Source organism: Vreelandella titanicae (assembly GCF_014697095.1).
GTDB classification, from domain to species: Bacteria; Pseudomonadota; Gammaproteobacteria; order Pseudomonadales; family Halomonadaceae; genus Vreelandella; species Vreelandella titanicae.
On the sequence record NZ_CP059082.1, the window covers coordinates 4,980,617 to 4,993,665 of the forward strand.

Here is a 13,049-nt window from a genome sequence, read left to right on the forward strand (position 1 = left end):
ATTTGCAGGTGATCCATGAGCCAACTCGCTTCCACGGCACTTTCCGTCCTTGATCTGGCACCTATTCGCCAGGGCGGCAGTGCCGCAGAGACCTTTCGCGATAGTGTTGCCCTGGCGCAATTAACCGAGCGGCTAGGCTATACCCGTTACTGGCTTGCCGAGCACCACAATATTGCCGGTATCGCCAGTGCCGCAACCGCCGTGTTGATTGGTCATATAGCCGGGCAAACGTCCACCATCCGCGTGGGTAGCGGCGGCATTATGCTGCCTAACCATCCACCGCTGGTGATTGCCGAGCAGTTCGGCACACTGGAAACGCTCTATCCTGGCCGTATTGATCTGGGATTAGGCCGTGCGCCCGGCTCGGATGGTGCCACCATGCAGGCTATGCGCCGCAACGCCCATGCGGGGGTCGATGATTTTCCACAACTGCTGAATGAGCTGCGCAGCTACTTAGCCGATGCAGAGCCCCAGCAGCGTGTGAAAGCGGTGCCTGGCCAAGGTACCCATGTGCCTATTTGGTTGCTGGGTTCCAGCGGTTACAGCGCGCAGCTGGCAGCCAAACTGGGCTTACCCTTCGCGTTTGCTGCTCAGTTCGCGCCAGGCTATTTATTTGAAGCGCTGCGTTTGTACCGTGATAACTTCCGCCCCTCGGAACACCTGGATAAGCCTCACGCCATGGTCGGCCTTCCCGTGATGGCCGCAGAGAGCGACGCGATGGCTCACTACCTGGCCACAACAGCACAGCAGAAGTTTTTAAACCTTATTCGCGGCAAGCCGACTCAGTCACAACCGCCGGTTGAGCAGCTGGATTGGTCGCCGATGGAACAGGCCCAAGTCAGCCAATTTTTAGGCGCGGCGATTATTGGTGGGCCCGAGACAGTTAAAGCAGAGCTTGAGGAATTCCAAGCACGCACTGGCGCAGATGAACTGATGATTAATAGCGATTTTTACAACCACGCTGACCGTCTACGCAACTACGAGATTGTGGCTGAGGTCGCCCGATAAGCGCTTAGCTGCACAGGATAGTTATGACCACACTCGCTTTCTCTCCAATAACGGATGACGATTTTGCTGCTTTCTGGCCCACCTTCCAAGCCATTGTTGCAGCGCAAGAGACCTATGCGTTTGATCCCGATATCAGTTTTGAAGCTGCCCGTCAGTTATGGTGTAAAACGCCTAACGCCAGTGTGGTTGCCAAAGATGAAAACGGACAAGTGCTGGGCGCTTACTACTTAAAAACCAACGCGGCTGGCCCCGGCGATCATATATGTAACTGTGGTTATATGGTGACCCCCACCGCACGGGGCAAAGGCGTAGCGCGAGCCATGTGTGAGCACTCCCAGCAACAGGCCCGGGAACTAGGGTTTCTGGCCATGCAGTACAACGCCGTGGTGGCCACCAATGAGGTGGCCGTCGCGTTATGGCAGAAGCTGGGGTTTAGTATTGTGGGTACCGTTCCTAACGCCTACCGCCATGCGCGCTTCGGTTTTGTCGATACGCATGTGATGCATAAGACGCTTTAACAATCATCCATTTACCAAAGGGTTCTTTACCAGACGACTATTTACTAAGCAACTCTTTATCAAACAATATTTCCCAAACAACTCTCAAACAAGTTAAAAAAAACATTTAATTATACGGCTTTATTATGATTTAGCATTTAACAATCTAACAAACTAAAGATAACTTAATCAAATCATTATATTAACGAGAAATTGATACCTTTTAAAACTCCCCTATGCACCAATTCAGGTGCGGGGAGTATTAGGAGAAGTATCAATGCAAAACATATCAGTTAAGAGAGTGATTGCTGGCGCACTGATTGTGCTTTTAGCCATGCTTATCATTTTGGGTAGCATGGGTGCCATGGCAGAACGCGAAGGTGCACAGCTGCTGGCAGAAATTAATGAAATCAGCGCTCAACAAGCGAGTGCTGCTAACCGTGCAGAAACAAATCTAATGGAAGTGCGGGTCAGGCTAGAGCGCATGTCACAGCACTACCGCAATGGCAACGAAAATTACGCTGAGCGGGCGCTGGGAGAAGCATTGGAGAGTTTGGAGAAATCTGACCAGCGTATTGCGGAACTCACTCGCCTTGAACTCCCGGTTGATTCCGAGCGTCGCCCACTAGTCGATGCAATTGTCGATAGTTACCACCTTATTGTCACTGACGCCTTAAGAAGTGATTTAGACAACGAGCGCTATGAGGCATTGGACGAATACCGTGATCCCATTAATCAGAAGTTCGCCGACTTTAGCACTGCGATCAGTAATTTTAATGATTATGCACTGAGCAGAGGCAGCCAAGTTCTCTCGGAAGCACAGCGCGACAGCGTCATTTTTGGTATTACCGTAGGTGTTCTCATTTTAACCGCGATTGTACTCTATATTGTGGTACAAATAATGATTAACCGGCTCGTCATCAGCCCTCTATAGCGGGCAGTCAGCATTTGCGAAAACATTGCAAAGGGGGATTTGACCAGCCATATCGACGCCCTAGGGCGTAACGAGATCGGCCGCCTTTATAGTGCCATGGAGGATATGCAGGAGCGCCTGGAAGAGATGATCGGTACGCTCAATCAAAGTAGCGAAGCCGTCGCCTCTAGTTCTACGCAAATCGCTAGCGGCAGCCAAGACCTCGCTTCGCGTACAGAGCAACAAGCCGCAGCTTTGCAGCAAACCGCCGCGAGTATGGATGAAATTTCATCGATTGTGCGGCAAAACGCAGATACTGCCGGTCAAGCACAGCAATTGACCCAGGACGCCGCGCAACAGGCGAATAGTGGTAAGCAGGCATCTGAACGCACCAGCCTACTGATGCGGGAATTAGAAGAGACCTCGCACAAAGTCCATGACATTATTCAGGTGATTGACTCGATCGCCTTTCAAACCAATATCCTGGCGTTGAATGCATCGGTAGAAGCTGCCCGGGCTGGCGAGCACGGCAGAGGCTTTGCGGTGGTGGCCAGCGAAGTTCGTTCATTAGCAACAAAGACCTCCACCTCATCGAAAGAAATACGCACCATGATTGAAGATATCTCACAGCGTATTGTTGTCGGTGCGGAACAAGCAGCGAAAAATGGCCATGATATGGCGGAGATCAACGAAGCTATTCGTAAAGTGACGGAAATGATGCAAGAGCTTGCTCTCGCCGCAAAGGAGCAGGAGTCGGGCATTAGCCAAGTCAGCACAGCGGTATCCCAGATGGACTCGGCGACCCAGGAAAATGTATCGCTGGTTGAAGAGACCAGCACCGCGTCAGCCTCACTCCAGGATGAAGCTACTCGTTTGGCCGAGTTAGTCACGACCTTCAAACTTAAGCGCTTAGCACACAGTGGCTCGGAACCCCCTACCGTTTCTTCATCACCGCAGGCACTTGCAGCGTCTAACGCTTATTCAGCTAGAAAACTGCCCAACGCCACACCTGATTGGGAAGAGTTTTAATTCACGCTTTTGGGCCAGCTTGGCTGGCCCTTTTCCATTGGTCTTCCGCTTCAGAGCATAAAAAATTAGCGGCTCATTAAATGCAAATATCGACAGAATACAACTTGCGGATGGCGCCCTGTATGCCGCTAAAAGCAAAGGTAAGCATCAGCTAGCGATTCACAAACCTTAGTCGCTCACGTCAAAACAGTGCTGCAACTGCTGCTCAGCGGCGTCGCTGCCCATCGCCGTTAACTTAGCGATATTGCGCTCAGGAATCGCGTCGGTATCGCCGTAAAACTCGATCGCCTTTTCGACGCTCTCTTCGCGCAACAAATGCACCATGGCATAGGGAGAGCGGTTGGTATAGTTGGCAGCGTCATCGGGCTCAGCCCCGTCGAAGCAGTAATCGGGATGAAAAGTAGCGAGCTGATAGACCCCTTCATATCCCTGATCGACCAAGATACTTTCGGCCAGCTCAACAAAATCCAGGTAGTGATCAAAGCTTTTAAAAAGCGTAGGAAATACCAGCAGCGTCGTTTCAGTTTCAGGGTGTTCGTCCAGCCACGCTACCTCGACCATCAGCTCTTCAAGCGCCACTTCAATTTTTTTAGAGCGCACAACCTCAACGCGGATGGCTTCACGCGCTAGCTCCCGCTGAGCGAACGGGCAAATATCGTGGGCGACAATGAAGGTGCGCACCCAGTTCAGCGTTTGCGCGGCTACTTGGTCATCTGCGTGTTGGTTATCTGTGTGCATAGCACCCTCATGATCATGGTTAGGTCGGCGATGGCCGACGCTTTATGCGCAGCAGTTTACCAACTGTTCATGACCAACTACACGTGCTCTTGGTAGCGCTTCAGGGCGACTTCATAGGATTTATGGATATGGTCGTCCATTAATTCACGCGCTGCTTTAGCATCCCGCTGTAGCGCCAGCTCCACCAGCTGATGATGCTGCTCGTCCAGCTCTTGACGTATCGTCGGCATTTTTGGCCCCAAACGTCGGTAGCGATCGAACTGGTCGTGTAACTGCTCAATAAAACGCAATAACCAGACTGAACCACACGGCGCCACCAGGGTGCGGTGAAACTGTGTATGCAGATGCTCCCACTCTTCGCCTTTATCCAGGGTTATATCGGCCCGTTTCAGGCGATGTGCGGCGGCAAGCAAATCGGCCTCCCAAAGCGAGTCACCGTTAGCAATAGCTCGCTCTAGCGCCATCCCCTCCATTTCCAGGCGCATTTGGGCAATATCGTCCAGTTCATCCCGCGATAGCTTCGGCACCCGAAAGCCGCGCTGATTCTCCTGCACCAGCAACCCATAAGCCGCCAATCTATTGAGCGCTTCTCGCAGCGGGCTCAAACCGACTTGATAGCGCTCTTTGAGGGCATTGATAGCGAGCTTTTCACCGGCCACAAAACGCCCACCCACCAAATCCTTGCGTAAATGATCAAACACGCGACTTGATGCGGTACCCGCTGGCCCCACTGGCCCTACTGACTTGGCTGACGTAGGTAGAGAATTATTCATCACGATGTCCTTTGTTTATCTCAGTTCCCGCTGTCCATTCTGTTTTGACTGTTGACGTTGGGTCAGGCACTACCTATATTCTATTTTAGACAAGATAATCGATTTTTTAACCTACAAACGATAAATAAGGTCTAGGTATGCTTCTGATCTCCTCTTTGGCTTCGCGGGATATGCATCAATGACACCACCCGCCACCTCCTGGCAACTTTTCTGGGCCTTTTTCCGCATCGGCATCTTTGGTTTCGGTGGCGGCCCCGCCATGATCCCATTAGTGCGCGCCGAGGTCGTCACCCGTCACCATTGGTTAACCGATGAAGAGTTTGCCGATGTACTGGCGATTGGCAATACCTTACCCGGCCCCATTGCCACCAAGATGCCCGGCTATATTGGCTATCGTGTAGGTGGAGTCGTCGGCTGTATTGCGGCCGTCATTGCTATTATCGTCCCGATGATTGTGGCGATGATTGTCATGTTAGGCATTTTCAGCCGCTACCGCGATGTGGCTTGGATTCGCGGCATGGGCCAAGCCGTGGTGCCGGTGGTCATGGTGATGATGGCGCAGCTCACCTGGGACTTTTTTGATAAATCCCAGGCCGCTCTTGGCTGGCTGGTCAGCATTGCCATGGCCATCATTGCCGCCGGGCTGATCTACTGGCTTGGCATTCACCCAGGCTGGGTGATTGGCGCCATTCTACTTGCCGCCCTCCTGCGCCCTGCCGGTAAGAAAAAAGCGGAGGGAGCGGCATGATTTATTGGGATCTCTTCCTAGCCTTTTTTATCCCAAACATTATCGGCTATGGCGGCGGCCCGGCCATTATTCCACTGATCGAAGCCGAAGTGGTTGGCCGTTATGGCTGGATGACCGCACAAACCTTCGCGGAAACATTAGCCCTCGGCAACGCATTACCTAGCCCTATCGCGACCAAAATGGCCGGCTATGTGGGCTATGAAGTAGCGGGTATTGGCGGTGCCTTCATTGCCGTAGCTGCCACAGTGATCCCTACGCTGCTACTCATGTTAGGCGCGTTAGGGTTGCTCTACCGTCATCGTGATTCCCCCCGGGTTAAGCGCATGAGCCAATGGGTGCGCCCAGTCATCGCCATGATGATGGCCTGGCTGACCTTGGGGTTTCTGCTCGAAAGCCTTAATACCAGCGGGGCGATTCATACCCTGATCATTGGCATAGTCGCCGCTATAGCACTGATTCGTTTTAACACGCACCCCGCCTTTGTGGTTATGGGCGCCCTGGTTTATGGAGGGCTTATTATTCCGTAAAGATAACTCAAACTTTACAAAAACTTATAAGTAACACCACTCAACACGCCAAAACTCACAACAATTCATGGATCAATGGGGTAAACAATGACACTTAAATCGCTATTCACTACCACCGCCTTAGCAGCAGCACTTTCTATACCCGCCTTTGCAACAGCTGCTGATAATTATCCTGAAAAGCCAATCGAATTTATTGTGCCCTGGGGGCCAGGTGGCGGCAGCGACTTGCTAATGCGTTTGGTAAGCAAACATCTTGAAACAGAGTTAGGCCAAGCGGTGCCTGTGATTAATATGCCTGGAGCAAGTGGAACGGTAGGACTGCGTGAAGCCTCACGCCGAGATAGCGATGGATACACTATTTCGCAAATACATGAAGGTTTGCTGATCGCGCACCATTCGGGGGTGACAGACCTCAACTGGGACGATTTTGATGTCGTTTCCATGATGACCAGCGATAACTCGGTCATCGTAGTAAATGCCGATACTGGTTGGGAAACACTCGATGACATGCTCGAAGATGTCATCTCAAACCCAGGTGAGTATCGGATGGGCGTTACATTAGGTGGTATTCCACACTTATGGGCAGTGCAATTTGAAGAATCCACAGGCACTCAGTTTGGCTATGTGGGGTATGAAGGGACTGGAGAAAGGTTACGTGCGCTCGCGGGTGGGCATATCACAGTGGCTATAGAGGACTATTACTCAGCACGCGCCTTCGTAGAAAATGGCGATTTGAACGTGTTAGCAGCGGCTACTTCTGAACGCATTGAAGAACTACCTGATACACCCACACTTAAAGAACTGGGGCATGATCTTGAGTTTTTAGTTACTCGTGGGGTTGTTGTGCCCAAAGGAACACCCGAGTCGGTCGTTTCAACACTGGAAAGTGCGCTTAAAAATGTCGCTAATAGTGAAGGGTTTAAAACCGACATTGAGAATGTAGGCGGCACAGTGCGTTACCTTAACAGAGAAGACTATACCGCTTATTTAGAGCGTAATAACGAGTTCATTGAAAACAACGCCCACCTCCTTAATTAAGGTAACGTTGTGCTTTAGGAGGTTTTTATGGAGCGCAGAAGCGCAGAGACAGCTCTAATCCCGGCGTTACAAGTGCTGTCTTACCTTATCATCGCCCTCGGTGCTTTATTCATGGCCTTCAAGGCCGGCTCATTGCCGGCCTCTCGTTGGGAACCCATGAGTGCAGGTACTTTCCCACAAATTATCTTTTTCAGTATTGCAATTTTATGCGGCATGGCAGTTATCTTTGAACTCTCCAAACACGGCTTACCGCGTACAACCTTTTGCATTGCCTGGAGAAGACTAACCGCACTTAAAGCCGTCATCATCAACCTGGTGCTATTTACTGTGTATATGATAGCAATGCCTATTGCGGGATTTATTATCAGCACTTTTGTATATCTGCTTACTACACAGCTTTACCTAGCCCCCAGGAAGGCTACTACCGTAGCGATTGCCATCTTCGTCGCCATTCTCTTTTCTGCTGGGCCTTACTATTTATTTTCTGAGGCCTTCAACATCTATCTTCCTCGTGCTCAATGGTAACGTAACCTATGACTGATGCTTTCCTCGTAGCGCTAGGGGGCGTGACCGAGCCCTATACGCTATTACTCATGGCAGTAGCGACTTTTGCAGGTATTGTTGCCGCCGCAATACCCGGCTTTACGATTACCATGGCCATAGTCCTTACGTTGCCTCTTACATTTGCCATGCCCCCCATGCAGGGCATTGCGGTCATGCTATCTGTCTACGTAGGTGGACTAAGCGGTGGCTTATTTAGTGCCGCTCTGCTGGGCATCCCAGGCACGCCCTCATCAGTTGCAACCACCTTTGATGCCTTCCCTATGGCTCGACAAGGTCATCCTGGGAAAGCACTATCCTTGGGATTATTTGCTTCATTCGTGGGCTCTATTATTTCTATTGCTGTGCTGATCGTGGCCGCGCCTCCACTCGCACTTCTAGCGGTTAAGTTAGGGCCCTGGGAATATTTTGCGCTTATTATTTTTGCTTTGACTGTCATAGCAAGCCTAGTGGGTGACTCTCTTATCAGGGGGCTAATCGCGGGTCTAATCGGTATCGGCATCGCCACTATTGGGCCTGACCCACTCATGGGGCGCGAGCGTTTTACCTTTGGCTATGAAATCCTGACCGCGGGCATACCGTTCCTGGTTGTATTAATAGGCATGTACGCCATGAGCCAGCTACTCTCCGAATTAGAGCCTGCCGCCGGAGACAAACAGCCCTCTTCTGGCGCATTAATCAGTGGAGATATGCGCCCTCACCTTTGGCAAACCATAAAAGACATCTTATTGAAGCCCGCCAATGTTATACGCTCATCATTGCTCGGTGTGTTTATTGGTGCAGTACCCGGTGCAGGTAGCTCAATTTCTAATCTATTAGCTTACGACCAAGCTAAACGAGCGTCTAAGCACCCAGAAACTTTTGGTAAGGGTGAACCACAGGGCGTTGTTGCTTCTGAGTCAGGCAACTCATCAACGGTAGGCGGCAGCTTAATACCATTGATAGCGTTAGGCATACCAGGGTCTCCCGCCGATGCAGTTCTCATGGCAGCCATCATGGTACACGGCATCAGCATTGGCCCGCGCTTAATACTTGATCATCCCGACTTGGTTTACAGCATGTTTATTGCCATGGCGATAGCTTCTGTCTTCATGCTGTTAATAGGCGTTATTTTAATGAGGGCTTTTTTACGCCTACTAAATGTACCTAAGTATATTGTTGTTCCCGTTGTATTAGCTTGCTGTGCAATTGGTACTTACACCCTGAACAACCGCTTATCCGACCTTTATCTACTTGCCTGCATTGGTGCAGTGGGATATCTGCTTAAAAAACTGGATTATCCGCTAGCACCTCTTGTACTTGGCGTTGTATTGGGCCCTATAGCAGAAACCAACTTAAGACGGGCCTTCCAGACAAGCACTGACTGGACGCTCTTCTTCACTCGGCCAATATCAGCGCTGCTGCTTACACTGGCGGTTGTTTCTGTGATTTACAGTATTTATAGCTATATGAAACAGCGCCGCCTAATGGCTCGCCGTCTAGATGCCACATCTAAATAGGAATCACAATGCATACTGACCCACACTATTACCCTTCCGCCTCACGCCGTATGGTCACGTTTGGAAAACGTGGAATGGTCGCTACGTCTCAGTCGCTTGCTGCACAAGTCGGCATAGATATGTTACGAAAAGGTGGCAATGCCATTGATGCTGCCATTGCTACAGCTGCTGCTTTAACCGTCGTTGAACCAACCTCTAATGGTATTGGTAGCGATGCTTTTGCTCTTGTGTGGGTAAAAGGTGAACTACATGGCCTCAATGCTAGCGGCCCTGCGCCAAAGAGTATTTCATGTGATGCCGTCAAGGCCCTGGGTCATGAGGAAATGCCCGCCCATGGATTAGTGCCAATCACAGTACCCGGTGCGCCAGGCGCCTGGGCTGCGCTTTCAGAGCGTTTTGGTAAACTGCCTTTTGAGCAGCTGTTAGCGCCAGCAATAGAATTAGCTGACGAAGGTTTTGCTGTATCAGCAGTAGCCAGCCAACTCTGGAAAAGTGCAGAAGAGCGTTATGGAAAATACGGGACAGATGAATTTGCCTCCTGGTTTACGCACTTCACTCCCAATGGGCAGGCTCCCAAAGCAGGTGACATTTGGCGCTCTCCTGATATGGCAAAAACGCTGCGTGAAATTGCCAATAGCCATGCGGATGCGTTTTATCAAGGCAGCCTAGCGGATGCGATGGATGCCTTTTCACGTCAGCATGGCGGCTTCTTACGCAAAGAAGATTTACAAGCTTTCAAACCAGAATGGGTCAAACCCATAAGTGTCCGATATCGCGGCCATGATATTTGGGAAATTCCTCCCAACGGCAGCGGATTAATTGTGCTTCAAGCCTTGGGTATTCTTGAATCTTTAGGCGAACAGTCAAATGATCAGATAGACACTATCCACCGCCGGATAGAGGCTACAAAACTTGGTTACGTAGACGGCTTAAACTACATTACTGAGCGCTCATCTATGCAGCCGAGCGTTGAGCAGATGCTATCGAATGAGTACCTTTCGCAACGCGCAGAGCTTATTGGCCAAGACGCCATTGACCCCATTCATGGCAATCCATTAAGGGGGGGCACCGTTTACCTGGCAACCGCTGATGATGAAGGTAATATGGTGTCATTCATTCAAAGCAACTTTGAAGGCTTTGGCTCTGGCATCGTAGTACCGGGCACCGGCATTAGCCTGCAAAACCGTGGCTGGTCGTTTTCCCTCGACCCGCAGCATCCCAATGCTCTAGCACCCAGCAAACGCACCTACCACACCATCATCCCAGGCTTTATCACCAAAGATAACCAAGCCGTTGGGCCGTTCGGTGTGATGGGTGGCTATATGCAGCCCCAGGGCCATGTGCAGGTGGTAACGGCGATGCTTGAGGATCAACTGAATCCTCAGGCGGCGCTCGATATGCCGCGTTGGAAATGGACCAAAGGCAAAACCATCGAAGTTGAAGCCGACTTCCCCAATCACTTAGCGCTTGCCCTGGCACGCCGCGGCCACGACATCGTTAAAGTCGCCGATTCAATCAGCTTTGGCCGTGGCCAAATCATTCTGCGCGATCCTGACACCGGCGTACTCCAAGGAGGCACAGAGCCACGCACCGATGGGGCTGTGCTCCCCTGGTAATATCTCACCTCTAAACTGGGTCTCCGCCGTGTTGCCGTTGAAGGCAACCGGCGGCTGAGCTGGCTATCCACGCTCAACCACCGCATCATGGCACTCTTTTTTTCGTCGGTACTTTTTGCCAGCCTAACTATGTCTCCACCACCTTCTGAATCGACTTCCTCACCACTAAGCGGCTTTTTTGGCGTATTTCGCTATAGCCGACGTGCACTTGGCTTAGTCTGGGAAACCTCTCGCTGGATGATGCTTGGGCTGGCGCTGTGCACGCTGGTCGCAGGGGTTCTGCCTGCCGTGGCGGCCTGGGTGGGTCAATTGATTGTGGATGGGGTGGTAAGTGCCATGGAGGCCCATCAAGCAGCCACTGATCCCAATCTACTAGCGTCCATTACACCGGTGCTAACGCTGGTGGGGATCGAAGCCGTGATTATTGCGCTCATTGCCCTGGCCCAGCGCGGCCTCTCAGCCCAACAGTCACTGCTGCGTGCGCTGCTGGGGCAGAAGGTCAATGTGATGATTCTGGAGAAAGCGGGACAACTGTCACTTAGCCAGTTTGAAGATTCAGAGCTTTACGACCAGCTCACGCGAGCGCGCCGTGAAGCATCTACGCGCCCGCTTGCACTGGTGAATAAAACCTTTGGGCTGCTGCAAAACGCTATCTCGCTGGGTAGCTTCGGCGTGCTACTGGTGCAGTTCTCCCCTTGGGCGCTGCTGATTTTGGTAGCAGGCGCCTTGCCGGTATTTATCTCAGAGGCCAAATTCTCGGGCGATGCTTTCAGGCTGTTTCGCTGGCGCTCGCCGCAAACCCGTATGCAGATCTATTTAGAGACGGTGCTGGCAAGGGAAGACAGCATTAAAGAGGTCAAACTGTTTGGCCTTGAAGGGCTGTTTCTCAAGCGCTATCGCGACATTTTTACCAAATTGTTTGCAGAGGATCGCCGCCTAACTTTGCGTCGTGAAAGCTGGGGGTTTCTGCTCGGCCTGCTTGGCACCTTAACCTTTTACGCCGCCTACGCCTGGGTGGTGATTGAAACGATTGCCGGGGCGCTGACCCTGGGTCAGATGACCATGTACCTGATGGTCTTCAAGCAGGGTCAGGCCGCGCTCTCCGCAAGCCTCACCGCGATCAGCGGCATGTACGAGGATAACCTCTACCTCTCCAATCTTTATGAGTATCTTGAGCAGCCAGTGGAGGGAGAGAGCGGTACACTCACTCAGGGGGCACTGCCCGGTGACGGGCTGCGCTTTGAGCACGTTAGCTTCTCCTACCCTGGCGGCGACTCTGTTCTCCAAGATCCGGTTCTTCACGATATCTCACTGCACCTCTGCCCTGGGCAGAGCCTGGCTTTGGTAGGCGAAAACGGCTCGGGTAAGACGACCCTTATCAAGCTGCTCACGCGGCTCTACCACCCAACCCAAGGCCGAATTCTGTTAGATGGTAGCGACCTGCGGGATTGGAGTACCCAAGCACTACGTGAACGCACCGGGGTGATTTTTCAGGACTTCGTGCGCTATCAGTTGCAGGTGGGCGAAAACCTTGGTGTCGGCGATACTCATGCCTTTAACGACCAAGAAAGGTGGCAGAACGCCGCTCGTCACGGTATGGCGGATGAGTTTATTACTCGCATGGCCAACGGCTACAAAACCCAGCTTGGCCGCTGGTTTAAAAATGGCCAAGAGCTCTCTGGTGGCCAGTGGCAGAAAATTGCCCTCTCCCGAGCGTATATGCGCGAAAACGCGGACATTTTGGTACTGGATGAACCTACCGCTGCCATGGATGCTGCGGCAGAAGCCGAAATATTTGCCCGCTTTCGCGAGCACAGCCGCGATAAAATGGCGATATTGATCTCTCACCGTTTTTCCACAGTACGCAGCGCTGATCTCATTCTGGTTATTGATCAAGGGCATATCGTTGAACGCGGCACCCATGAAGAACTCCTGGCCACTGCAGGCCGCTATGCGAAACTATTTCAACTCCAGGCAGCGGGTTATAAATAGCCACTAAAATATTAATAATTCTTATTATAATTATGTTTAAACTCTTACCACGCTAATTAAAACCTCGAACGTGAACAAACGTCACAAGCGTTACAAATCTGTCGACCGTT

At 51.5% G+C, this 13,049-nt stretch carries 13 protein-coding genes; 11 read left to right on the top strand and 2 right to left on the bottom strand.

Going from position 1 to position 13,049, the window contains the following annotated elements; all coding sequences use genetic code 11:
- The first annotated feature begins 15 nt into the window (after positions 1–15).
- From HZS52_RS23035 to HZS52_RS24570, 4 genes are all read left to right on the top strand, one after another.
- Entirely contained in the window at positions 16–1,008 is a 993-nt protein-coding gene (locus tag HZS52_RS23035; RefSeq protein WP_190373785.1) for an LLM class flavin-dependent oxidoreductase, read from the top strand.
- A 23-nt stretch (positions 1,009–1,031) separates the two neighbouring features.
- Positions 1,032–1,526: a GNAT family N-acetyltransferase gene (locus tag HZS52_RS23040; RefSeq protein WP_190373786.1), complete on the top strand. Its 495-nt coding sequence runs from the start codon at positions 1,032–1,034 to the stop codon at positions 1,524–1,526.
- Positions 1,527–1,782: 256 nt separating this feature from the next.
- On the top strand, positions 1,783–2,439 hold the full coding sequence (locus tag HZS52_RS24565) for a Tar ligand binding domain-containing protein (protein ID WP_223828003.1): 657 nt from the start codon (positions 1,783–1,785) through the stop codon (positions 2,437–2,439).
- Positions 2,440–2,478: 39 nt separating this feature from the next.
- The gene (locus HZS52_RS24570; RefSeq protein ID WP_423250061.1) at positions 2,479–3,447 is read left to right on the top strand and encodes a methyl-accepting chemotaxis protein; all 969 of its coding nucleotides are present in this window, start codon (positions 2,479–2,481) and stop codon (positions 3,445–3,447) included.
- 168 nt (positions 3,448–3,615) lie between these two features.
- Here HZS52_RS24570 and HZS52_RS23050 read toward each other — a convergent pair whose 3' ends face one another.
- Positions 3,616–4,185 carry a DUF1415 domain-containing protein gene (locus tag HZS52_RS23050; RefSeq protein ID WP_190373787.1) on the bottom strand — a complete coding sequence of 190 codons (570 nt, stop codon included), beginning with the start codon at positions 4,183–4,185 and terminating at the stop codon, positions 3,616–3,618.
- A gap of 77 nt (positions 4,186–4,262) precedes the next feature.
- Positions 4,263–4,958 (bottom strand): GntR family transcriptional regulator, encoded by a 696-nt coding sequence (locus HZS52_RS23055; protein WP_022520673.1) that lies wholly within the window; start codon positions 4,956–4,958, stop codon positions 4,263–4,265.
- A 178-nt stretch (positions 4,959–5,136) separates the two neighbouring features.
- On the opposite strand from HZS52_RS23055, the gene HZS52_RS23060 reads away from it, so the two are divergent.
- From HZS52_RS23060 to HZS52_RS23090, 7 genes are all read left to right on the top strand, one after another.
- Positions 5,137–5,706 (top strand): chromate transporter, encoded by a 570-nt coding sequence (locus HZS52_RS23060; RefSeq protein WP_009287174.1) that lies wholly within the window; start codon positions 5,137–5,139, stop codon positions 5,704–5,706.
- Positions 5,703–6,233: a chromate transporter gene (locus HZS52_RS23065; protein ID WP_027959912.1), complete on the top strand. Its 531-nt coding sequence runs from the start codon at positions 5,703–5,705 to the stop codon at positions 6,231–6,233. Before HZS52_RS23060 ends, HZS52_RS23065 begins: the two co-directional genes overlap by 4 nt.
- Positions 6,234–6,320: 87 nt before the next feature.
- On the top strand, positions 6,321–7,271 hold the full coding sequence (locus tag HZS52_RS23070) for a Bug family tripartite tricarboxylate transporter substrate binding protein (protein ID WP_190373788.1): 951 nt from the start codon (positions 6,321–6,323) through the stop codon (positions 7,269–7,271).
- A 27-nt stretch (positions 7,272–7,298) separates the two neighbouring features.
- A complete protein-coding gene (locus HZS52_RS23075) occupies positions 7,299–7,796 on the top strand; it encodes a tripartite tricarboxylate transporter TctB family protein (protein ID WP_027959914.1) in 498 nt (165 codons plus the stop codon).
- 68 nt (positions 7,797–7,864) lie between these two features.
- Positions 7,865–9,331 (top strand): tripartite tricarboxylate transporter permease, encoded by a 1,467-nt coding sequence (locus tag HZS52_RS23080; protein WP_223828004.1) that lies wholly within the window; start codon positions 7,865–7,867, stop codon positions 9,329–9,331.
- 8 nt (positions 9,332–9,339) lie between these two features.
- Positions 9,340–10,947 carry a gamma-glutamyltransferase family protein gene (locus HZS52_RS23085; RefSeq protein ID WP_190373789.1) on the top strand — a complete coding sequence of 536 codons (1,608 nt, stop codon included), beginning with the start codon at positions 9,340–9,342 and terminating at the stop codon, positions 10,945–10,947.
- 129 nt (positions 10,948–11,076) lie between these two features.
- Positions 11,077–12,939, top strand: coding sequence for an ABC transporter ATP-binding protein (locus tag HZS52_RS23090; RefSeq protein WP_039859327.1), 1,863 nt, complete (start codon positions 11,077–11,079; stop codon positions 12,937–12,939).
- Positions 12,940–13,049 lie beyond the last annotated feature (110 nt).